The sequence below is a fragment of the Domibacillus sp. F004 genome, from assembly GCF_057814295.1.
Genome location: NZ_JBVATB010000003.1, coordinates 467,944 through 488,674, shown reverse-complemented (window position 1 = coordinate 488,674; position 20,731 = coordinate 467,944). Strand labels below are relative to the sequence as shown.

The 20,731-nt window shown below is 40.7% G+C and carries 22 protein-coding genes and 5 pseudogenes; 15 read left to right on the top strand and 12 right to left on the bottom strand.

Going from position 1 to position 20,731, the window contains the following annotated elements:
• Nucleotides 1-50 precede the first annotated feature (50 nt).
• Nucleotides 51-551, top strand: coding sequence for a thioredoxin domain-containing protein (locus tag ACZYRN_RS11070; protein WP_488911638.1), 501 nt, complete (start codon nt 51-53; stop codon nt 549-551).
• Between the two features lie 77 nt (nt 552-628).
• On the opposite strand, the pseudogene ACZYRN_RS11065 reads toward ACZYRN_RS11070, so the two are convergent.
• From ACZYRN_RS11065 to ACZYRN_RS11055, 3 genes and pseudogenes are all read right to left on the bottom strand, one after another.
• Nucleotides 629-859: pseudogene (locus tag ACZYRN_RS11065) on the bottom strand (methionine synthase); the annotation flags it as partial.
• Nucleotides 860-881: 22 nt separating this feature from the next.
• Complete coding sequence (locus ACZYRN_RS11060; RefSeq protein WP_488911637.1) at nt 882-1,004, bottom strand: hypothetical protein; 123 nt, start codon at nt 1,002-1,004, stop codon at nt 882-884.
• Between the two features lie 104 nt (nt 1,005-1,108).
• Complete coding sequence (locus tag ACZYRN_RS11055; protein ID WP_488911636.1) at nt 1,109-2,023, bottom strand: LysR family transcriptional regulator; 915 nt, start codon at nt 2,021-2,023, stop codon at nt 1,109-1,111.
• A 611-nt stretch (nt 2,024-2,634) separates the two neighbouring features.
• Here ACZYRN_RS11055 and ACZYRN_RS11050 point away from each other — a divergent pair.
• Together ACZYRN_RS11050 and ACZYRN_RS11045 are read left to right on the top strand one after the other, a co-directional pair.
• Nucleotides 2,635-3,723 (top strand): N-acetyltransferase DgcN family protein, encoded by a 1,089-nt coding sequence (locus ACZYRN_RS11050; RefSeq protein ID WP_488911635.1) that lies wholly within the window; start codon nt 2,635-2,637, stop codon nt 3,721-3,723.
• Nucleotides 3,720-4,838 (top strand): alanine/ornithine racemase family PLP-dependent enzyme, encoded by a 1,119-nt coding sequence (locus ACZYRN_RS11045; RefSeq protein WP_488911634.1) that lies wholly within the window; start codon nt 3,720-3,722, stop codon nt 4,836-4,838. The genes ACZYRN_RS11050 and ACZYRN_RS11045 overlap by 4 nt, the downstream gene beginning before the upstream one ends.
• 296 nt (nt 4,839-5,134) lie before the next feature.
• Here the strand turns inward: ACZYRN_RS11045 and ACZYRN_RS11040 are convergent, their stop codons facing one another.
• A complete protein-coding gene (locus tag ACZYRN_RS11040; protein WP_488911633.1) occupies nt 5,135-6,556 on the bottom strand; it encodes an FMN-binding glutamate synthase family protein in 1,422 nt (473 codons plus the stop codon).
• Between the two features lie 631 nt (nt 6,557-7,187).
• Complete coding sequence (locus ACZYRN_RS11035; RefSeq protein WP_488911632.1) at nt 7,188-7,910, bottom strand: hypothetical protein; 723 nt, start codon at nt 7,908-7,910, stop codon at nt 7,188-7,190.
• 149 nt (nt 7,911-8,059) lie between these two features.
• Between ACZYRN_RS11035 and ACZYRN_RS11030 the strand changes: the two genes are divergently transcribed.
• Both ACZYRN_RS11030 and ACZYRN_RS11025 read left to right on the top strand, forming a co-directional pair.
• Complete coding sequence (locus ACZYRN_RS11030) at nt 8,060-8,212, top strand: hypothetical protein (protein WP_488911631.1); 153 nt, start codon at nt 8,060-8,062, stop codon at nt 8,210-8,212.
• 49 nt (nt 8,213-8,261) lie between these two features.
• On the top strand, nt 8,262-8,585 hold the full coding sequence (locus ACZYRN_RS11025) for a hypothetical protein (RefSeq protein ID WP_488911630.1): 324 nt from the start codon (nt 8,262-8,264) through the stop codon (nt 8,583-8,585).
• An 85-nt stretch (nt 8,586-8,670) separates the two neighbouring features.
• On the opposite strand, the gene ACZYRN_RS11020 is transcribed toward ACZYRN_RS11025, so the two are convergent.
• A complete protein-coding gene (locus ACZYRN_RS11020) occupies nt 8,671-8,859 on the bottom strand; it encodes an H-type small acid-soluble spore protein (protein WP_488911629.1) in 189 nt (62 codons plus the stop codon).
• A 29-nt stretch (nt 8,860-8,888) separates the two neighbouring features.
• Nucleotides 8,889-9,047: a YfhD family protein gene (locus ACZYRN_RS11015; protein WP_488911628.1), complete on the bottom strand. Its 159-nt coding sequence runs from the start codon at nt 9,045-9,047 to the stop codon at nt 8,889-8,891.
• Between the two features lie 405 nt (nt 9,048-9,452).
• On the opposite strand from ACZYRN_RS11015, the gene ACZYRN_RS11010 reads away from it, so the two are divergent.
• The 3 genes and pseudogenes from ACZYRN_RS11010 to ACZYRN_RS11000 all read left to right on the top strand — a co-directional run.
• Nucleotides 9,453-10,610, top strand: coding sequence for a glucose-1-phosphate adenylyltransferase (locus ACZYRN_RS11010; RefSeq protein WP_488911626.1), 1,158 nt, complete (start codon nt 9,453-9,455; stop codon nt 10,608-10,610).
• 148 nt (nt 10,611-10,758) lie between these two features.
• A complete protein-coding gene (locus tag ACZYRN_RS11005; RefSeq protein WP_488911625.1) occupies nt 10,759-10,962 on the top strand; it encodes a YozQ family protein in 204 nt (67 codons plus the stop codon).
• A gap of 211 nt (nt 10,963-11,173) precedes the next feature.
• Nucleotides 11,174-11,306: pseudogene (locus ACZYRN_RS11000) on the top strand (manganese catalase family protein); the annotation flags it as partial.
• Between the two features lie 355 nt (nt 11,307-11,661).
• On the opposite strand, the pseudogene ACZYRN_RS10995 reads toward ACZYRN_RS11000, so the two are convergent.
• Both ACZYRN_RS10995 and ACZYRN_RS10990 read right to left on the bottom strand, forming a co-directional pair.
• Nucleotides 11,662-11,808: pseudogene (locus tag ACZYRN_RS10995) on the bottom strand (thiol-disulfide oxidoreductase); the annotation flags it as partial.
• A gap of 302 nt (nt 11,809-12,110) precedes the next feature.
• A pseudogene (locus tag ACZYRN_RS10990) lies at nt 12,111-12,590 on the bottom strand (manganese catalase family protein); the annotation flags it as partial.
• On the opposite strand from ACZYRN_RS10990, the pseudogene ACZYRN_RS10985 reads away from it, so the two are divergent.
• Nucleotides 12,589-12,819: pseudogene (locus tag ACZYRN_RS10985) on the top strand (cytochrome P450); the annotation flags it as partial. The pseudogenes ACZYRN_RS10990 and ACZYRN_RS10985 overlap by 2 nt on opposite strands.
• A gap of 118 nt (nt 12,820-12,937) precedes the next feature.
• Here the strand turns inward: ACZYRN_RS10985 and ACZYRN_RS10980 are convergent.
• Complete coding sequence (locus ACZYRN_RS10980) at nt 12,938-13,447, bottom strand: immunoglobulin-like domain-containing protein (RefSeq protein WP_488911624.1); 510 nt, start codon at nt 13,445-13,447, stop codon at nt 12,938-12,940.
• Nucleotides 13,448-13,528: 81 nt separating this feature from the next.
• Here ACZYRN_RS10980 and ACZYRN_RS10975 point away from each other — a divergent pair, with 81 nt between their 5' ends.
• Nucleotides 13,529-14,155: a LysE family transporter gene (locus ACZYRN_RS10975; protein ID WP_488911623.1), complete on the top strand. Its 627-nt coding sequence runs from the start codon at nt 13,529-13,531 to the stop codon at nt 14,153-14,155.
• Nucleotides 14,156-14,160: 5 nt separating this feature from the next.
• On the opposite strand, the gene ACZYRN_RS10970 is transcribed toward ACZYRN_RS10975, so the two are convergent.
• The gene (locus ACZYRN_RS10970; protein WP_488911622.1) at nt 14,161-15,513 is read right to left on the bottom strand and encodes an amino acid permease; all 1,353 of its coding nucleotides are present in this window, start codon (nt 15,511-15,513) and stop codon (nt 14,161-14,163) included.
• Nucleotides 15,514-15,705: 192 nt separating this feature from the next.
• On the opposite strand from ACZYRN_RS10970, the gene ACZYRN_RS10965 reads away from it, so the two are divergent.
• From ACZYRN_RS10965 to ACZYRN_RS10955, 3 genes are all read left to right on the top strand, one after another.
• Entirely contained in the window at nt 15,706-16,923 is a 1,218-nt protein-coding gene (locus ACZYRN_RS10965; RefSeq protein ID WP_488911621.1) for an MFS transporter, read from the top strand.
• Nucleotides 16,924-17,121: 198 nt separating this feature from the next.
• Nucleotides 17,122-17,964 (top strand): HAD family hydrolase, encoded by an 843-nt coding sequence (locus ACZYRN_RS10960; protein ID WP_488911620.1) that lies wholly within the window; start codon nt 17,122-17,124, stop codon nt 17,962-17,964.
• Between the two features lie 144 nt (nt 17,965-18,108).
• A complete protein-coding gene (locus tag ACZYRN_RS10955; protein WP_488911619.1) occupies nt 18,109-18,858 on the top strand; it encodes an NADPH-dependent oxidoreductase in 750 nt (249 codons plus the stop codon).
• 117 nt (nt 18,859-18,975) lie between these two features.
• Here the strand turns inward: ACZYRN_RS10955 and ACZYRN_RS10950 are convergent, their stop codons facing one another.
• Complete coding sequence (locus ACZYRN_RS10950; protein WP_488911618.1) at nt 18,976-19,302, bottom strand: winged helix-turn-helix transcriptional regulator; 327 nt, start codon at nt 19,300-19,302, stop codon at nt 18,976-18,978.
• 132 nt (nt 19,303-19,434) lie between these two features.
• Between ACZYRN_RS10950 and ACZYRN_RS10945 the strand changes: the two genes are divergently transcribed.
• Both ACZYRN_RS10945 and ACZYRN_RS10940 read left to right on the top strand, forming a co-directional pair.
• Nucleotides 19,435-19,845 (top strand): DoxX family protein, encoded by a 411-nt coding sequence (locus ACZYRN_RS10945; protein ID WP_488911617.1) that lies wholly within the window; start codon nt 19,435-19,437, stop codon nt 19,843-19,845.
• Between the two features lie 17 nt (nt 19,846-19,862).
• A complete protein-coding gene (locus tag ACZYRN_RS10940; RefSeq protein ID WP_488911616.1) occupies nt 19,863-20,711 on the top strand; it encodes a VOC family protein in 849 nt (282 codons plus the stop codon).
• Nucleotides 20,712-20,731 lie beyond the last annotated feature (20 nt).

The following is a 20,731-nucleotide window of genomic DNA, read 5'->3' as shown; positions in this document are numbered from 1 at the left end:
AGCATTACATTTTTCCGGGAAAGCGAGTGAGAGAGATGGAGAATACACAATTGAGTTTTGGACAGAAAGAGGCACCTGTAAAGGTGGAAGTATTTTTGAATTTAACGTGCCCGTATTGCGCTACTTTTTTTGGCATCGCGGAAGAAGTGTTAAAAGACTACTTGGATGAGGGCCGCGTTGAATTTATCGTCAAACATTATGACAAGCCAAGAGAGATGCTGTTAAATGGAACATTAGTCAACTTATTCCTTGATTATGAGAATCCTTCACGCGTCAAAGAAATTTTAAAGGAATTATTTGAAACACAGGCACAATGGGATCAATTGAATAATCAAGAAATCAAAACGCTATTAGCGGAAAACTATCAATTAAAAGAAGAACCGCAAAATACGGACATTAGCTTGAACGTCACGGCAGAGGCGATCCAGAGAAACGTGAAAATGGTGCCGACTGTTTTTATTAATAACAAAGAATTTCAATACCCTGTTGAATTATCTGCAGGGGAATTGAAAGCGGAAATCGAGGCAGCCCTCACAACGAAAGTGGTATAATTCATTCGCCCAGTCCGATGATTACATATAACATAAAAAAAGACAGGAGAAAGGTTATTACTCCTGTCTTTTTTTACTTATTTCCACACGTCTTCCGTAATCTCTTTAATGAAGCGCAGTTTCGCCCATTGCTGTTCTTCGGTTAAAATGTTGCCTTCTTCTGTTGAAGCGAATCCGCATTGCGGGCTTAAGGAGAGCCGATCAAGCGGCACGTATTGGGACGCTTCTTGAATGCGCGCAATGATCTGTTCTTTCTCTTCAAGTTCCCCTATTTTAGAAGAAACAAGCCCGAGCACGACGTTTTTCTCTCCTGTCACAAATTGAAGCTTTTTAGCTCATCGGCTGTGATTTCATTCTTTTCAAATTTGGCCGTGCCTTTTTTAATGTTTCGGGGCGTAAAAAGCTTCCCACAATATCAAATCGAAATGGTGCTGTTTTTGTCTGTGTTGTCATGTGTGTCTCTCCTTCGCTATGTTGAACTTGTATGTATCATAGCATGAGGGAGAAGATATAGCGTAACTGTTAATGCTGATAGTTAGTTATAGTCAAAAGCTATATCAAGGAGCGGCGTAATAATCAATGATTTCTTTTAATTCCTGCAAATAGAGCGTAGCCATTCGGCTTAACCGCGTTTTTTTGTGGACAATCCAGCCAACCGAAATCGTTTCCTTTTCCTCAAGAGGCACAGACACAATGTTGGACCCATTCAAATCAACGCTTAAAATACCAGTTGAAATCGTATAGCCATTCAGCCCAATCAGCAAGTTAAACAACGTCGCCCGGTCGCTTACGTGAATGCTTTTTGGATGAGGGAGCGTACTGAACATTTCTTCTGCATAATAAAAAGAATTAAATTCGCCCTGTTCAAAAGAAAGACGTGGATACGCTTCTAACTCTTCCAGCGTCACCGATGCTTTTTTGGCAAGCGGGTTGTCGGCACTGACAAAAATATGCGGTTCCGCTTCAAAAAGCGGGTGGAAGTCCAATCCTTCTTCCTTCAGCATTTGCTTCATCACTTTTTCATTAAACGAGCTGACATACAAAATCCCGATTTCACTGCGCAAATTTTTGACATCTTCAATAATTTCATACGTTCTCGTTTCTCGCAGTGTAAATTGATATTCAAGGGCACCGTGTTTTTTGATCATTTCCACGAACGCATTAACCGCGAACGCATAATGCTGGGTGGAAACAGAGAACAGCTGCCGGGAAGGGACAGTGTTAAAATAGCGGTTTTCAAGCAGTTCCGCCTGTTCGACCACTTGCCGGGCATACCCGAGAAATTCCGCCCCGTCGGTTGAAAGCGTGATTCCTTTAGAGGTACGGATGAAAATATCAATCCCCAGTTCTTTTTCGAGTTCTTTTACCGCTTTGGATAAGCTCGGCTGTGACATAAAAAGACGCCGGGCCGCTTCGTTAATAGAACCGGAAAGCACAATTTCAATGACATATTTCAGCTGCTGCAACGTCATCTTCACAATCCTCCTTTTCTTTACACTTTTTCTGATAATCCATGTAAAGCCATATGTTTAAGAGTAAGAGGAATAGGACCATAGCACAAGGAATAAACCATAAATTCTTGCTATCTATTGTCCATCCAATGGCCGTAATGAATATAGATATAATGGTGCCATTATATAATAAGCTTTTGTATTGTAAACCCAGACAAATGGGAATAAATGCGGCTTATTATAACGGATCATTCATTTTTGATTTCCTTTAACTTTAATTATACATCCCACTTTCTCAGCGATCTCGTTTCCTATTAACTTCTATACATTTCGTATAATTATAGCATTAATTCTTAAGTACTTTGTTCATAAGCGAGCTATTCTTTATCTTCCAAAAAGACGAATTGACGATTCATCATGCGGACGAAGGTATCTTATTTTCAAATATGTGGTATACTTAAAATTAAGGTATGGAAAAAATTTGATATTAGAAAAACACCTTCCGTGATTAGTGTACGGGCTTTTAAGCCTGTTTGTTGTCTTCTATTTATGGTGAAGGTGTTTTTTGTATAAAAATATAAAATTTCCTCTGATCTGAATGGATAAACGTAAAAAAGGGATGGGGAACTAGAATGAAAGAAACGGCTATTCTATATTGTGAAAATCATTTTGGAACGATGGACGGGAAAACTGCCAATGGACTTGTGAGAAGTTCAAGAAAATATCAGATTGCTGGAGTCATTGACAGTACGAAGGCTGGGATGGATGCAGGGGAGTGTCTTGATGGCAAAAAAAATGGAATCCCGATATTCAAAAGCCTTGATCATGCGATTGATCAATTATCCTATGTACCAAGTCATTTCATTTACGGCATTGCGCCTGCGGATGCCTTTTTAAAAAAGGATGAAAGAATGATCGTGATGAAAGCAATAGAGCGCCAGATGAATATCATAAATCCACTTCATGAATTTTTTACAGAAGACACGGAGTTTTTAAAACAATCCATTCAATATGGTGTGACCATTCATGATATTCGAAAACCGCCTCAAAGTAAGGATTTACACCTTTTCTCAGGAAGGATTTTAAATATTCAAATCCCGATCGTAGCCGTACTTGGAACAGATAGCGCAGTTGGCAAGAGAACGACTTCTGTTATTCTGGAAGCTGCTTTATTAGAAAAGGGGTTAAAGGTTGCTTTTGTGGCGACCGGACAAACAGGCCTTATTCAAGGAGCTAAATATGGGGTGGCAATCGATGCGATGCCTCTGCAATTTATGATTGGTGAAATTGAAAATCAAATTATGAAAGCCTATGATGAGGAGCATCCTGACATTATTATCGTGGAAGGTCAAGGTGCCTTAAGTCATCCAGCCTATGTAAGCTCTTGTGGGATTTTACGAGGCTCAAGACCTGGAGCGGTGATTATTCAACATCCTCCGAAACGAAAAAATTTAGGCGATTTTAGCTTTATGGAAATGCCAACGATTAAAAGTGAAATTGAGCTAGTTGAAAACTTTTCCAGCGCAAAGGTCATTGCGATTACGATTAACCATGAAAACATGTCAGATAAAGAAATTGAGGATGTTGTGACAGAGTATGAAGACCAAATACAACTTCCAACGACTGATGTTTTAAAACATGGGTGTGACAAGCTCATCTCTAGCCTTTTTGAAGCCTTCCCAGAAATGGGGAATAGGAAGAATAGAGTGTTGGCTAATTGATTGACCTGATCACACCAAGGATTGAAGTTAATCTTGGTAAGCTTGCACACAATGCAGAAAAACTCTTCCATTTGTGCACTTCAAAAGAAATGAGCATTATGGGTGTGACAAAAGGGATTTGCGGACAGCCGGAGATTGCAAACGTTCTTGTGAATAAAGGCATTCGCATGTTGGCCGATTCAAAAATAATCAATCTGAAGAAAATGCGTGATGCCGGTATTCAGGCAGAATTTGTGTTATTACGAACCCCAGCTTTAAGTGAGGTGGAGTTAGTCATAAAGTATGCGGATATTAGCATGAATACCGAGATAGCAGTCATGAAGAGTCTTTCAGAAACCGCAATGAGAAACAAAACAGTGCATAAAATTATCCTCATGATCGAAATGGGTGATTTAAGAGAAGGGATCAGGCCGCTCGACCTTGATTGGTATGTTCAAGAGATCGTGAAACTTCCCGGAATTAAATTGGTCGGGGTTGGAGCCAATTTTTCTTGCTTTGGAGGAGTCAAACCGAGTGACGGGAAGATGAGAATGTTGTCTTCACTCGCTGTCCAAGTGGAGCAAACATTTGCAATACCGCTTCTTTATGTTTCAGGAGGAAATTCAGCTAATTACAATTGGTTGATGACGGCTAAAAATAGAGGGAGCATTAACAACTTAAGGTTGGGAGAATCCATCTTTTTAGGAAGAGAAACGCTTGGCCGTAAAAAAATATCCGGATTATTTACAGACGTTTTCACCTTCATATCGGAGGTCATCGAATTAAAAATAAAACCGTCGGTACCTGATGGGCAAATAGGCCAAAATGCATTTGGCATTACGCCAGCATGGCACGATCGCGGTCTTATTAGAAGAGCGATCCTTGGGGTTGGCATTCAGGATGTGCTCGTGAGTGGACTCACACCAAAATTAGATATAGACATTTTAGGATCAAGCAGTGACCATATGATTCTTGATGCAAAAAAAGTGAATTTGAAAGTAGGAGACGAAGTAGCATTCAATCTTGACTACGGAGCTCTACTCTCGATTATGACTTCCCCCTATGTGATGAAAAAATATATTCATCCTATTTATGATGAAAGAAAAATGGCCAGGGAGCTTTTGGCCCTGCAGTAAAACGTATCAGGAACATATGGATCAGCGGAGGGCATCCGCACACGTACTACATCCGGTAAGGATGTAGTTTTTTCGTATTTAAATGAACCTTATCGATTTCTTATTTGTATAGTAAATAAAGAAAGGAAAGCGAGATGAATCGTTACATTAATCGTTGCGGATGTTTTAATAGCACCCATTTTAGCAGATTGCAATTCCAAAGAGCAGTAAGTATGTTGTCCCTAAAAAATGAACATATTTTTGGGCCGTTTCTTAAAAATCAGGCCCAAGCGTGGACACCTGTCTCGATTATTTAATTAGTTTCGCGGTTGCTCTTTTTCCGAAGATTCAAATGAAAAGGGAATTCCAATCATTTGAGCGGTCAATTCATCGTAGGATACTAAATCTTTTTTTGACAACTCTTTTAAAGAGCGTTTACCCATCGCTCTTAACGCTGTTTCGATTTCTTCTGTACAGGAAGTTAAGAATTTTTCCGCGGCTTTCACTCCATCTTCGACCTTGAATTGATCCTTAAATTTCCCATTGTACCAGACACCTTGCGTAGGCGGTTCAAATGGGAGGGCATTGAGGGACTGCGTATGCGAGACAGCAAATAACATCGCGGAGCCTACATATACAGCATCTGCCCCGAGTGCAAGCACTTTTAAAAAGTGTCCAGGTACTAAAAGTCCCCCTGAAACAATTAAACTAATATGTCCTTTCAGCTTTCGTTTTTCGAGATGGTTAACAGCCCGAACAACTCCATGCAATGTCGGGATGCCAAAGTCATCACTTAAAATAGGCGGCGCTTCTTTCATGGCCGCTTGTCCGCCATCAATCGCAATAAAGTCAACGCTCATGTCAATTAAATGATCAATATCTTCTTCAATTTTCCCCCCGGTCCCTATTTTTACCCCGATCGGAACACCACCTGATAGATCCCGCAGTTTCTCAACAAGTGCTTTCAAATCTTCTACTGTTTGATTTTCATAAAAATGTTCAGAAATGACGGCCTCTTCATTTTCCTTCAGCCCCATTATCTCACGAGCTCGCCCGGTTAAATCTTTCGGTGGGAATTTCTTACCTATCCCAAACACAGAACCTTGCCCTAATTTAATTTCAATCATGTCGGCTCGCTTAATACTGTCAATGTCCTTTGCCCATTTTGTTTTGGAAAACTGTAAAATATATTTTCCTGCTGTGTCTAATTCTTCAGGCAAGATTCCCCCTTCACCCGAATTAATCGCGGTTCCTGTATTTTTTGCAGCTTCCGCCAAAGAAAGCCTTGCTTGTTCGCTTAGTCCAACCCCATAGCCCATCCCGCTGATCATAAGCGGAATTTTGATTTGCATTGGTTTTTTAGCTTTTGGTCCAATGGTTACTTGTACATCCACATCTTCTTCACTATCAATGGGAAAGGGGGTCGTCTGTGCGGGGATAAAGGTAATCTGATCAAGATTTGGCCATTTTTGTGAAGAGCCGCCAAGCGGGCGAAAAAGGACCTTACCTGTCTCTGCACGTAAGCTGTTTTCAATCACATTTTGAATGCCCATATGCCGAAGCCCCGGCATTAACTCCATAATATTTTCTTGATAGCTGTCGGTTAAAGCGATTTTTCCAGCTGCCTTCACTACTTTTTTCATCAACCAACGCCAAAAAACAAGCATGAATAAAGCCACGATAAATAAGATCGATATCATGATAAAAGACAAATAAAATAAGATGTTTGGATTTGGCATCGTCACTTCTCCATAACTACATAAATTTTGTTTATAGATGCTACTTGTTAAATAAACAATGACCTCTTCAATTTTGCCAAATGCCTCCCTTTTTATACGAAGAGGAAGGGCCAACGGATGATATGCGCGCTTTGTATTTATTCTGTTGATAAATTGAGATTTTGTTTAAGAGGATAAAAAATAGCGGGGAAGCTTTTGAGCTTGCTGTAAAAAGCATCAGAACACATGGATCAGCGGGTGGCATCTGCATATCCTGTATCCGGCAATGGTGTTATATTTTGTATTTGACTGACCCTTTTTGCCTTTTGGTTTGTATAGTTAGTAAAGAAAGGATGTTCAAATGGATACAGGTTGGATTGTTTCACTGCTGACATCGAATGATCAGGTGAAAGAAAGCGATCTTCCGGCTAGGTTAGCCAGGCCGGTAAGACGAGCGCTTAAAGGGGCTGGATAGGATAGACTTGAGCCGATTGCAAAGCTCACGGAAGCCGATGTTTTGCGGTTGCATGAGATGGAGCCAAAAGCATTGGATCAACTTCGCCGTGCTCTTGTCGAAAACAGTTTATCGCTTGCTAAAGATGAGTGAGTCTGCGTTTTGATGACGGAAAGAAAAGCTTAAACAGAAAAGCCATTACGGCTTCTGAATGTGTTCAATCGTTAAGAGTGATTCATTCCACTGCCTGTTCATCGCCTGAGTGGATGCCCATAAGTTTCCGAGCAGTTTTGCCATCATTTGCTTGGAAGGAATGAACTCGTATTGCTGAAAATAAACGAAATACTGCAAATGAAGAAAAGCGGCAGCGGGCAAGTGAATGTGCTGCAAATAGTAACGGTTTTCCGTAATCGTGGCGATGGAATACGTTTCAAAACCGGATAAGAAACGGGTCCGCTGGCCATTATGCGTGTTTTCAATGAAGTGAACGGTTTGGACGACTGCTGGATCATCTTCACCATCGGCATTTGCGATGCGCAGCTGCTTGCTTAACGGGACGTTATCCAAGTTATCAGTGAAGACGGTTGTATGGACAAATGCTTTGTCGAAATCAGCCATTTGAGGCGTGACACCTAATTTAGCTAAATAATCGATAAGTTTTAGCGTTGTGTTTTCGTCCACATAAGAAGGACGATGAACATGCCGGGCATATTTGACGTCGGTTAATGTGCTCCATTCCCAGCGAATAGCGAAATACCACTGTTTCTTGTCATCCATCATCACCGAATGAGGATGTGTTTGATGGCGATAAATGGTAAATCGCACCGGATGATCAAACATATAAGGCTGAATATGAAGCTGTCTATACCCAGATAAGGGACCTGGATGTTTAATGGGGACGACCACATCGCTATAATACATGAAGAAAAACACTCCTTTACACTTATGGAAATATGACATTATACTGTACCCTGTCAATACGTAGATCATGTCTTCCTTTCTTTGCCTTCCTTATCGTTTGTCTTCTTATATAGTATAATAGGCTTGCGACAGAAGGAGGTAAAGTCAAGATGGATCCGTTCATATGTCCGAATTGCCATGTAGATTTAGTAGAAGATGCAGCAGAAGATCTTACAATAGATGAAAATGGTAAGGTCACAGTAGACGGTTTCTTAGCGTATGTGTGCCCGAATCAGTGCGGCTATTGGAAACCGTATACCTGAAATGAGGATATCGGGGCGATAGACCGATAGGCGCGGAAATTGGGGATATGTGCCGAATCAAAATGGAGGCTTTCAAGCGTTCTGGTGGGGACAGCATTCAAACAGTCCGTATTATTTTCAGATCGAAGAAACGCGTCTTTGTATTAAAATTGTGGAAGAACAGAAAGAAAAACAGCGAACAGCCCGTGAAAAGGGGATGGCTTCCTTGTTACGTTTGCCTCTTTTGCAGGAGCTATCCTTTCGAAAGCCGCATAAATCGGGATTGGGAAAAACGATGACCGTTCTCGTAAAAGATGATTATGTGCAAACAGATGATCACCGTATCGTTAATATGCCTAAAACGATTGAGCTGTTAAAACGGCTGAATGTTTGAACAGAGCCTTTTATGAAGTATCGAGTATTGATTGTATGTGGAAAACAACCATCCTTCACAAAAGAAAGGATGGTTGTTTTGTTCGTTAATGTGTAATTTCTTCAAGGTCTTCTATACCGACTTCGGTTCGTTCTTCTCCCGGTCCGCGTAAATGGACCGTCGCTGTTTTCCCATTGTCATGGATTTCATCAATCCAGACGGAAACACCGTTAAATTGAACGTCTACATCGGATGATGGAGTAGACACAATTTGTTTTGCTCGTACTAAGTCCATGCGATCTCCTCCTCAAACGTAACAGCACTTTATTTTTTTCGTGCGTTTTTTCGTTCCCGGTTAGTGATTCCAGTGAGTTCAGTGGAAAACTCCTCATTGAATTGATCTGGAAGTATTTTTGAATGTTTTGGTGTTTGTGGCAATGAATTTTTATTACGGTTGCCTTTTTTATTCCCGTCTCTTCCCATCTCGATTCGTCTCCTTTCGCCTCATTCAAACTCGGGTGCGCGCGTTCCCGCTCCTATAGTATGGGAAGAAGGAATAAAATTATCAGCGGATTTTTTATAAAAATAATGGGAAAATAACGGTCAAAGAAGGCTTAGCAGGTTTCAGGCTGTATAAAAGAGGAATTTCAGTAAATCAGAAAGACAACATATATACGGACTAAAGGGTCTCTTTTTTTAAGAAGACTCTTTTTTATGTTGTTGTTTTATCCATTTACTACTCAAAGGTGTATGAACAAGCTGCCAAGGTGAATAATGCACTGGAAGAAATAGGTGAAAGGCAATAGGTTTACCCTTATTCAAATAGGGTATGTTAAAAAATACGAGTATTTTTGACTTTACAAAAGAGAAAAAGGGAGATCTTACACCATGAATAAACAAAAATGTATCGCAATGCTCCTTGCGGGAGGAAAAGGGAGTCGATTAAAACAATTGACTGAAAACATCGCAAAACCGGCAGTGCCCTTTGGCGGAAAATATCGTATTATTGATTTTCCTCTTTCCAATTGTGCTCAATCTGGAATTGATACAGTCGGCGTTTTAACCCAATACCAACCACTCGTGTTAAACTCCTATATCGGTATTGGCAGTGCATGGGACCTTGACCGCAGCCATCATGGCGGGGTGACGGTTCTTCCCCCATATGCTAGTTCATCTGAAGTGAAATGGTATTCTGGCACAGCCCATGCTATTTATCAAAATTTTGATTATATTAACCAATATGACCCAGAACATGTATTGATTTTATCAGGTGACCACATTTATAAAATGAATTATGATTTGATGCTGGATGATCACATACAGAAAGAAGCTGACGCCACGATATCGGTTATTGAGGTACCGTGGGAGGAAGCAAGCCGTTTTGGCATTCTGAAGACAGACGATTCTTATCGTGTGACACATTTTGATGAAAAACCCGCAAAACCGGAAAGTAATCTTGCGTCGATGGGTATTTACATCTTCAAATGGTCCGTACTGAAAAAATATTTGGAACAGGATGCTAACAATCCAGATTCCACTAATGACTTTGGCAAAGATGTGATTCCAGCCATGCTGGCGGCTAAAGAGAAATTGGTGGCGTATCCGTTTAAGGGATACTGGAAAGACGTTGGAACGATTCAAAGTTTGTGGGAAGCAAATATGGATTTGTTGGACAGAAAAAAGAAACTGGATTTATATGATCCTTCTTGGCGCATTTATTCCGCTCCATCCAATTACCCGCCGCAAATGGTGGGCGATCATGCGATTGTCAGGCATTCGCTTTTAAATGAAGGGTGTATTGTGGATGGCGAAATTCAGCAATCAGTTATTTCTCAAGGGGTCGAAGTGGAAAAAGACGCATTTGTGAAAGACTGCGTTATTATGCCAAATGCCCGCATTGGACGTGGCTCTTTTATTGAACGGGCCATTGTTATGGAAAATATGCATATCCCGGATAATACAGTGATTTATAATCAATCAGCTGATATATTGCTGATCACAGAAGCTTTCTTAACCGAACATAACCGGGAATTGATGAAAGCATAAAGAAAAGCAGTGGGCTTTTCTTTATATAGTAGGCTCATCATATTAAAGCTCGTTTCATCTTTAAGGATGGATCGGGTTTTTTATTGAGGAAACGCTCCTCTTTTTGAATAAGTCTTCTTCATTTGAAGAAAATACGGAGAGGAAAGGAGTGGCTGCATTGAAAAAAGAATATAAGGAAAACACCTCGACGATTCGGAATTTTGAAACCGAGGATTACCATAAGAATAATGACGTTTCAAAAGGCCTCGCTACGACTCATGAGCAAGTTAGTGATACCTACATGTCAGGGGAAATTGTACCGTCGAAATATGAAAGGACTCTGCCAAGAAATACGGCAAAAAAACCTGAATAACGTTCAATCCCAGTGATCAATGAAAAGGCATGCCGATATGGGTGCATTTTTCATTGCCGTCCCAAAGGGCTGCCTATTCCCATAACAGAGTGCAGCCGAGTTAAAACATAGCACGTTTCCTCTCATTCATTGCCCTTACTAAAAATCACTCCTTTTAAAGTTGCTGCATAAAGTAGTGGGGCAGTGACTATTTTAAGATGGAGTGTGAGCGATGATTTATCATGTGAAAGAATGACAGTATCACGCTAAGCCAGAACGTCCAGACCCCGTCTATGCAAAAAATTGCAGGAAGTGTTGGGGGATAATTTTGTGAGGTATCGGCAGCACTTCAGTATTTATTTCAATATGTAGCACCTCGTGCCATTTGTAAAAGCAACGGCATTAAAATAGGATATCCCTCTATCCATGCTGAAGAGCAATATAGCTTCGTCGCCAAATATGTGTTAACTTTTTCTTTTTCAAGAAATCAGATGAAACCATGGAAGAAGTTTTACTTATAAGGGTAGAGGAGACCTCCTCTTCCATGAAGAAAATACAGCCAGGCTAAACTCATTCAAAGGATAGGTACAGAAGACCTTCCACGGAATGGCAGATGGCATATTTCCCTTTTTTCTTGAAAGAACAGCCTTATTACGAAAAAATGAAAAGAAGGACCGGCTTCTCCTTTTGAGAAATCGATTCTTCTTCTTTTATCCTACTTTACAAAAATCGTTTTCGAATACTTGGCGGCGGCAGCATACAGCTTTCTTTTTGATCAACCCATTTATAACGATTCTTGGCAATCTAATCATAAACGATATGCCGAATCGGACGTGGAATAAGGATAAAGGCGTGAAATAATTTCCAGCAAATAAAATGGTTGAATTCATTCTAATCCTTCTAGAGAGAGTCATGTTGGAACCTTCTTATATAGAAGGTTTCAATCATAATCTCCTTTTTGTTCCATAAGTAGAGGCAAAAATGTGGGGAGGGGAGGAAAGAGTCTGAGTAAACACTTCGGATAGGCCATCCTTTAGTTTTTATCAATTGTCTTTTTCCATGAACAGGAAGAGCAGAAGCAAAATGCCTCATTCAGGCATTTTGCTTCTGCTCTTATATGTTCCTTGTTCCGTATCGAATTTATTGGGTTTCTCCCAAAGAGAGTTCACTTATTTAGAAGTTACTTTTTTAGCATCTAAATCATGATGTAAGGCAGTAGGTGGAATTTCTGGATTAGGAATCTGTCCTTGCGCTACGGGTTCCATAACGTAGACGTAATCGCCTGTTCCATCTGGTGCGCTTCCTGTTGCCCAAAGGCCTTCAGCAGATTCTGCCCCTTCCGAAAGATTCCAAAATTCATACGCTTGAGGCTGAGATTCCATTTCGGCTTCCGGAGGGAATGAGGCCGGCACAACCACGCCATTTTTCTCTTCAAATTCTTGAATCGCAGCCATCCACTGGTATTGATGGTAACGGTCGCGAGCCAGCATTTTACGGAATGTCGCCCGTACTCCTTCATCTTTTGTCATATGGTATAAACGAGCGACTTGAAGACGTCTCGCTACAATATATGCGCCATTCCAAGGCACACCATTGGAGTTGGTTGGCAGTCCGCCAAGACCGCTCACAAGTAAATGTTGAGGATTAAGCTTATTTGATTTTATTCCTCAAGGCGGGGGTGACGCTGCGAAAGGGCACCGCTGTCCGGGTGAGGGTATTACTATCGAAGTAATGAAAGCGAGCCTGGATTTTCTCGCGAACAAGGTGGAGTTTGAAGTCCCGGATCAAGATTTAAGCTACAGTTTGGTCAAAATGCCGACATTGCCTGAAAGCGGATTTGTCATGTGTAAGATTAGACAAAGAGGCTTCCTTTCGTAAGGATAGCTTTATACAGATAAAATGGTAACGGATTCGATTAGCGGCCTCATTTTTGCTCTGTGTCCCACACATAGAGCAAGTTTCACCTCTATTTTCATACATATTGAAGGACAGGAGGTTATTGAACTACTGTAAAAGGGACCGCCAGTATAAGTTTACTTTTTTTAGTACTTGATTTGGAATTAAGAAGATCCCCGAAAAATTTGACGAGCCGGTATTTCCCTGGTGGAAGGTCATTTTCTAAGTAAGGATCGAGAGAAACCGTTTGGGCAAATGATTCATATGGACGGAGTGAAATACTTCCGGTTTCAAATGCATTTGTTTTAAAAGGAACAGAGTACCATACCCCATTGATGTTTTTTTCGATCGCAAAAGGTTCACCATGTGTAAGCTCAAACTCGCTTTCGTTTAAGATTGTAAACGTGATTTCTTTCTCCGACGTTTTATACCGTTTCTTTTCTATCTTTAACATGACTCCATTTTGTGACTGTAGGATCTGTTGAATGGGGGCTTTTTCAGTCCGTTTTTCATCGGCTGTTGCGGTCGTTTTCCCCTCGTTTAACTGACAGGCTGTTAAAAAAAAGACAGTTAGCAGTAAAAAGAGGAAAAGAATAATCGGTCTGTTCATCAAAATTTCTCCTTTAGGCAGTCGTACAAGCTGTTCCCTCTGAATAAGATGCAAAGACACATTTTAACGGAGGGCTACTTTATGAATTCACTCTTGACCTATCTCTTTTTAGGCATATCGTTAGCTGCACCGGTAGGCCCTGTTAATGCGGCGCAATTGGATACGGGCATTAAAAATGGGTTTTTTCATGCCTGGGTTTTTGGTCTTGGTGCTTTAGCAGCTGATGTCCTGTATATGATCCTAGTTTATTTTGGCGTCGGCCAATTTATTGGGCTGCCGTTTATGCAAACTCTTCTCTGGTTATTTGGCTGTTTTGTTCTCACGTATACCGGTATCGAAAATTTACTGACGTTGCATAAAATTGAGATGGACATACGATTCGGCAGGAATATCCCACTTAGACGATCCTTGCTATCTGGATTTTTTATGTCTTTGTTAAACCCGCTTACAATCCTTTTTTGGCTGGGCATCTATGGTTCGGTTCTGGCGGAAACAGCCGACGCCTTTACAAAAAATCAAGTCCTGATTTCCAGTATGGCTATTATATTGGGCGTTCTTTTATGGGACTTAACGATGGCCATTCTATCCAGCGGTGCCCGGAGCGTTTTATCCACTCCATTGTTGAAAACCATTTCTATTGTTTCTTCTATCTCCATGATAGGCTTCGGCATTTACTTTGGTATTGAGGCATATCAGGTACTATTTTGATCCGATTACGCAGGGCTTTCCTTCATCTCTTCTTTTTTCCATCTTTTACGAAGGAACAAGACGACAACACCGATTACAGTGATAAAGCCTAAACTGATAAAAAATCCAGGCCGGCTTGTCGGGTGAAAAAGGGTGCCGCTAACGGCCAAAAAGACAAGGATCATCCCGATTACTCTTTTCACTTTGTCCCCGGAAGACAGCTCAATTAACCGATGATAAAACAGTAAAATAAAAAACCAATTATAAAGCAGCATAAGCCCCGCCGCGGTTGTAATGTATTCATACACTTTATCGGGCAATAATAAAGAGGAAACAATGGAAAGAATAAGCCCAACGGACGTTAAAGCGACAGCAGGAAGCGGTACTTTTAACTTCTTTTTCGTTTGTTTACTAAAGATCGCTGGCGCGTCTCCTTCTTCCGATAACGTCAACAAAATCGTCGTAACGGAAAACAGCGAAGCAGACATCGTTGAAAACCCGGCAATAATGATTGCTCCGTTAAACACGTGCGGGAAAAAGTCAAGATTATAAGTAGCTAATGCGACAACAAACGGACTTTTATCCGCTTCAAACGCCGTCCAAGGAATCAATAATAAGGCTAATGAAAGAGCCGTCACATAAATTAATGCGAGCAACCCAAGCATCACTTTTCCCGATTTCGGCGCATCTTCTTTATTACGGAGATGGATGGCCATGACGCCCATTACTTCAATTCCTCCATGGGCGTAAAAGGCAAATAAAAGAGAACTCCAAAAACCAATTCCGCCATTCGGAAAAAAGGCATTTACCGAACGGGGAAGGCCTTCTTTTGGACTGCCATCGATCACCCCTGTCAGTGCTAAAACGGCAATGACAATAAACATAAAAATAGCAGCCGTTTTTGTTACGGCAAAAATACTGGCTAATTTGCCAAATGCCTTTGTTCCAATAAAAAGAACAAGGAGGCCACAAACGGCAAATCCTAATGCAAGCATCCATAAAGGAATATAAGGAAACCAAAACTGTGACAAAAGAGAAATCGCCGTAAGCTGACTGCCGATGATTAACATTTCCGAACACCAATATACCCAGCCGCTGCTAAACCCGGCCCATCGTCCATAGGCTTTTTTGGCATAGGAGCGAAAAGAGCCTTTTTGCGGATCTTTTGCGGACATTTTAGCCAGCGCTTGAAAGACAATATACGTTCCACATGAAGCCATTAAAAACGCTAAAATGACAGAAGGGCCTGTCATTTGAATAGCGATGCTGGACCCGAGGAAAAATCCTGTGCCAATAATACAGCCTACCCCAATAAGGGAGAGCTGCCACCAGGAAAATTTTTCTTTATCTGTACTGCCGCCGCACACATTTTTCTCCATATGTATACACCTCCTCATGAAAATAGGCTCTCACAAGGAAATGGATTTATGTAAATGAAGTGTTGGGAAAAAATGAGGTTAGTCCCTTATAAAACAAGTCAGAAACCTGTACCTATCTGTATAAAAAGAATAAGCGGGGAAAGCATACAGGTAATGTTCAAAGATAAAGTACAGTTGAATTGAGGGGCATGTATGGAGAAAAGCGCAGACAAAGTGAGTATATGGTGTGTGGTAAGTATGGCCTCTATCCCTCTTGTGATGACACTCGGAAATTCCATGCTTATACCGGTGCTGCCGATATTGGAAAGAAAGGTTGGGATTACATCCTTTCAATCGAGCATGATTATTACAAGCTATTCGGTAGCGGCTATTTTACTGATCCCTGTAGCGGGCTATTTATCAGACCGTTTAGGAAGGAAAAAAGTGATATTGCCCAGTTTGATTCTGGCGTTAATGGGGGGGCTCATTGCCGGGTTTGCTTCCTGGAAAATGGAAGACCCTTATACATGGATTATTATTGGAAGGGTTTTGCAAGGGATAGGGGCATCAGGGGCTATGCCGATTATCTTGCCGCTTGTAGGCGATTTATATAAAGATGATGACGAAAAAACAAGTTCCTGTTTAGGTATTATCGAAACGTCCAACACATTTGGAAAAGTATTAAGTCCCATCTTGGGTGCCGTATTTGCAGCGGTTTTATGGTTCTTACCGTTTTTCTCCATTTCCGTGTTCAGTTTGATTTCCATCGCCCTTATTTTTTTCTTTGTGAAAGCACCGAAAGAAAAAGAGGAGCCAAAAAAGTTAAAAGAATTTGTGGGCAATACGAAAAAAACGTTTAAAAAGGAAGGAAAATGGCTGCTTGCCGTCTTTCTTATTGGTGCTTTTGTCATGCTGATTTTATTTGGCGTGTTATTTTTTTTATCTGAAAACCTGGAAAAAATGCATGATTTGAAAGGAATAAAGAAAGGATTCGTTCTAGCCATTCCGCTTTTTTTTCTATGTGTCGCTTCTTTTATTACCGGCCGCAATATTAAAGGGAATTTGTCAACAATGAAAAAAATGATGATCATTTGTTTAATTGTCTTGTCAGTGAGTGTCGCTTTTGTTGGCTTTACAAGCGAAAAACTGATCTTGCTTTTAGTTGTTACGAGCATTGTCGGGATAGCCATCGGCGTATTGCTGCCTATTCTCGACGCCATTGTAACAGAAAACATCGAAAAGCAGGAGAGAGGCACGATCTCTTCTTTTTACAGCTCGTCCAGATTTATCGGGGTAGCGGCAGGTCCGCCAATTATGTCGCTCGTGATGAAAAATTATCTTAATGTCAGCTATATCACAGCAAGTGTATTAGGAATCTTCTTTTTATTCATTGTCATCAAATTTATTAAAGTCGATGAAATCGAGAACTAAAGGAATATAGATAATAAATAATAAGGGCCAAACAGCCGTGTGGGCTGAATTTGGTCCTTTTTTGTGTAGGGTATGAAGATGTTGAAATGAGCATAAATAGAATAAGAGAAAATAATTGAAATTGTCAGTAGCCTATGATCTTATAGAGAGTAGGCTGTTAGTATTTTTAGTACATAATCCGAATTTTTGAGGTGAGGTATGGCTTATAAAGCAATTGTACTGGATCTGGATGGTACCGTATTAAATGAAACTAATAAGGTGAATGAAACGCTGAAAAAGTACTTAATCGAGCTTAGAGAAAGTGGAAAGTTGATTTTTATTGCAACGGGAAGAACGTTAAAAGAGGTAAGAGACGTTTTGCCAATTGATTTGGAAGTGGACGGATTGGTGACTGCAAATGGAATGGCCGCATTCATTGGAAAGAAGCAGATTGTCGAACATGCTTTGCCGCCCGAACTTGTCGAAGAGTTAGTTGCCAAAGCGGCAGCGGGAGAAATTTATTATGAAGTTCATCCGAATGATGGGGCAAGAATGGCGTTGCTCCAAGATAAAGACTATATGATTAAACAGATTATAGAGCCAAAGCCGGAGACAGTTGAAGAAAATGAATGGCTGTCAAGGCAGGATGCGATGCAGGGGAAAATAGACTGGCTAAAGCAGTTGGATGTAAAAAGTGTCGCCAAGATCTATTTTTTCAGCAGAGACATGAAAGCGATTCAGGAATGGAAAGCAGATTTGGAGCAGCTAAAGAAGCATACTCCTTTTACAACAGCTTCATCTACTCATCACAATGTGGAAGTAACAGTGGAAAATGTGTCCAAAGCAACAGGCATCCAACTGTTTCTTGATCAATTCCAGCTGTCCAAAGAAAATATTCTGGCGATAGGCGATGGAGAAAATGATCTTCCTCTGTTTAAGCTCGCTGGGCATTCCGTTGCTATGAAAAACGCTACTGATTTTGTGAAAGAACAGGTAGATGAAGTGACAAAGTATCCTTATACCGAAGATGGGTTATATCGTTTTTTGAAGGAAACGTTTTAGACGTTAAGGAGAAAGAGCCCAATGTTCTGACCACTCCGAAGGCTAAAGCCATAGGTTTTTTTTACAAACGTCCCACTTGCAACATCCCGACTGTTTGACGTTTCGCGTGATAACGAGTGTAGATTATGAAAGGAGGAGCATAACGTGAACGAAGTAATTCAAGTGTTGAACAATCATCGATCAATTCGCGATTTTCAACCAAAACCTGTAACAGAAGATCAAATCGCCGTCATGATGAGGGCAGCTATGGCCGCGCCGAATTGGGTGAACGGACAACAGGTGACGATTATCGAAATTCAAAATAAAGAAACGAAACAGGAACTGTCTGTTTTGGCTGGCAATCAAACATGGGTGAAGGAAGCCCCTGTCTTTTTTGTGTTTTGTCTAGACTTTTACCGGGCAAAGCTCGCAGCAGAAAAACATAATCGGTCATTGGAAATCGTCCATAATATTGAATTTGCGCTTGTCGGATCGACCGATGTAGGCATTGCATTATCAAATACGATCGCAGCAGCGGAATCAATGAACCTAGGTATTGTTCCGATTGGAGGGATTCGCAAGGATGCTCAAAAAGTGATTGAACTGCTCGATTTGCCGGAGTATGTTTTTCCTGTGACGGGTCTTGCCGTGGGGCATCCGGAGAGTTTTCCGGATCAGAAACCAAGACTTCCCATTCGTGCCGTTCATCATAAGGAAAAGTACCGAAAAGAACATGTACAACAGGACATAGATGCATACGATACGACGTATAGCCATTATTTAAATGAACGAACGAATGGAAAAGAGTCGGCGAATTGGTCCGAGAAAACAGCGGCTTTTTATGATACCGGTTTTGAAGCGTACGAAAAAAATGTGCCTCCTGCGTTGAAAAAACAAGGCTTTACCTATGAGTAACGTACATTCGATCATGTAACAAAATAGCTAAATAAGAGAAAAAGGGTTACATATTCGGTTGTTCCGGATTGTAACCCTTTTTCTATTGAATAAAATTTTTAAAAGACGTGCTTCATCTTATTTTTCTATACTCTCTGTTTCCACCCATGATTGAGACCATTTTTCTATTTCTTTCAAAATCGGTTCTAACGAGAAGCCTTTTTCCGTTAATGAGTATTCGATACGAACGGGTGTTTCTGGTATGACATCACGCTTTACAATGCCCTGATGTTCTAGATCTTTTAATCGTTCTGACAAAACTTTTCCGCTGATCGCAATAGAAGATTGAATGGTGCCGAACCGTTGCGGACCGGACAATAATTGATAGATAACCAAAGCCGTCCAACGCTGACTTAGAAGCGAGATGGCTTTTTCAAATCGTGGACAAATAATGGATTGATTCATGTTCTCACTCCTCATATACAGTATATCATATTATAATTTGATATTAAGTTATTTTTTATAATGAAATTACTTGACGTAATGAACTTATAAAAATATAATAACTTACATAAAGTAACTAAGGAGGAGAATAACATGATGAATACGCATGAAGCAGGTACCGTTCTTTTGCGTGCTATTTTAGGTCTTACTTTTTTCATTCACGGATTATCGAAGCTTCAGGGGGGAATAAGTAATACGGTTGGCTTTTTTGACAGTATTGGCATTCCAGGGTTTTTAGCTTATATCGTTGCATTTGTAGAGTTAATCGGTGGTATTGCATTGATACTAGGATTGGGAACACGAATTGTTTCTATATTGTTCGTTGTTATTATGCTTGGAGCCATTTTTTCAGTGAAACTCTCTGCAGGATTTCTTGGCAACGGTCAAACAGCAGGGTATGAACTGGAATTAGTATTGCTCGCTATGTCCATTTATTTTGCTGTTGCAAACGGTTCTCGTTTCTCACTAGATAACAAATTCTTTCGTTCTGGGGAAGAAAAATAAAACAGGGGGTCATCAATATGGGATTTCATCGTAAACCAAATACGTTTGTAGGTCATGTATCGATTAAGGTGCAAAACTTAGATCGTTCTCTAACGTTTTATCAAAACGTGATCGGCTTTCAAATTTTAGAACAAACGAAAACAACAGCTAAATTAACTGCTGATGGCAAAACGAGTGTGTTGTCAATTGAACAACCAGAAAACGTTGAACCGAAACAAGGAAAGACGACAGGCTTATATCATTTCGCCCTGCTTCTCCCTAAACGCTCTGATTTAGCTAAAATTGTGCAACATTTTGCGGAGATCGGTTTGCGATTTGGGTCATCAGACCATCTTGTAAGTGAAGCTCTATATGTATCCGATCCAGATGGAAATCAAATTGAAATCTATATAGACCGCGATCCTTCCGAATGGGATTGGCGTAACGGTGAAGTGGCAATGGCCGTTGATCCATTGAATTTTGCAGACCTTCTTTCTGGTGGGAAGCAGCAGTCATGGAAAGGCTTACCGGCTGATACAGTTATGGGACATCTTCATTTACATGTATCCGAATTGAAAAAAACAGAAGAGTTTTATGTTCAGGGACTTGGTTTCGAAGTGGTGAACCGATACGGTACTCAGGCACTTTTCATCTCTACAGGTAAGTACCATCATCACATCGGATTAAACACATGGAACGGCGTTGGAGCTCCTGCACCTAAGAAAAACAGTGTAGGACTCAGCTCGTATACGCTCGTTTTTGCAGATGAAGCAGCGAGAAATAAAGTGATTGAGCAGCTGCGGCAAATAGGCGCTGCCGTGACAGAAGAAAATGATGTTTATGTCACGGCTGATCCATCAGAAAATGAAATTCGTTTAGTCATATAAAGTCCTACTTGGAGGAAAGT

What these genes read in the sequence shown, in the direction of transcription:
- ACZYRN_RS11060 (WP_488911637.1), bottom strand. Translation starts at nt 1,004, where the DNA reads ATGACAACACAGACAAAAACAGCACCATTTCGATTTGATATTGTGGGA.
- ACZYRN_RS11055 (WP_488911636.1), bottom strand. Translation starts at nt 2,023, where the DNA reads ATGACGTTGCAGCAGCTGAAATATGTCATTGAAATTGTGCTTTCCGGT.
- ACZYRN_RS11050 (WP_488911635.1), top strand. Translation starts at nt 2,635, where the DNA reads ATGAAAGAAACGGCTATTCTATATTGTGAAAATCATTTTGGAACGATG.
- ACZYRN_RS11040 (WP_488911633.1), bottom strand. Translation starts at nt 6,556, where the DNA reads ATGCCAAATCCAAACATCTTATTTTATTTGTCTTTTATCATGATATCG.
- ACZYRN_RS11035 (WP_488911632.1), bottom strand. Translation starts at nt 7,910, where the DNA reads ATGTATTATAGCGATGTGGTCGTCCCCATTAAACATCCAGGTCCCTTA.
- ACZYRN_RS11030 (WP_488911631.1), top strand. Translation starts at nt 8,060, where the DNA reads ATGGATCCGTTCATATGTCCGAATTGCCATGTAGATTTAGTAGAAGAT.
- ACZYRN_RS11020 (WP_488911629.1), bottom strand. Translation starts at nt 8,859, where the DNA reads ATGGACTTAGTACGAGCAAAACAAATTGTGTCTACTCCATCATCCGAT.
- ACZYRN_RS11015 (WP_488911628.1), bottom strand. Translation starts at nt 9,047, where the DNA reads ATGGGAAGAGACGGGAATAAAAAAGGCAACCGTAATAAAAATTCATTG.
- ACZYRN_RS11010 (WP_488911626.1), top strand. Translation starts at nt 9,453, where the DNA reads ATGAATAAACAAAAATGTATCGCAATGCTCCTTGCGGGAGGAAAAGGG.
- ACZYRN_RS10980 (WP_488911624.1), bottom strand. Translation starts at nt 13,447, where the DNA reads ATGAACAGACCGATTATTCTTTTCCTCTTTTTACTGCTAACTGTCTTT.
- ACZYRN_RS10975 (WP_488911623.1), top strand. Translation starts at nt 13,529, where the DNA reads ATGAATTCACTCTTGACCTATCTCTTTTTAGGCATATCGTTAGCTGCA.
- ACZYRN_RS10970 (WP_488911622.1), bottom strand. Translation starts at nt 15,513, where the DNA reads ATGGAGAAAAATGTGTGCGGCGGCAGTACAGATAAAGAAAAATTTTCC.
- ACZYRN_RS10965 (WP_488911621.1), top strand. Translation starts at nt 15,706, where the DNA reads ATGGAGAAAAGCGCAGACAAAGTGAGTATATGGTGTGTGGTAAGTATG.
- ACZYRN_RS10960 (WP_488911620.1), top strand. Translation starts at nt 17,122, where the DNA reads ATGGCTTATAAAGCAATTGTACTGGATCTGGATGGTACCGTATTAAAT.
- ACZYRN_RS10950 (WP_488911618.1), bottom strand. Translation starts at nt 19,302, where the DNA reads ATGAATCAATCCATTATTTGTCCACGATTTGAAAAAGCCATCTCGCTT.
- ACZYRN_RS10945 (WP_488911617.1), top strand. Translation starts at nt 19,435, where the DNA reads ATGATGAATACGCATGAAGCAGGTACCGTTCTTTTGCGTGCTATTTTA.
- ACZYRN_RS10940 (WP_488911616.1), top strand. Translation starts at nt 19,863, where the DNA reads ATGGGATTTCATCGTAAACCAAATACGTTTGTAGGTCATGTATCGATT.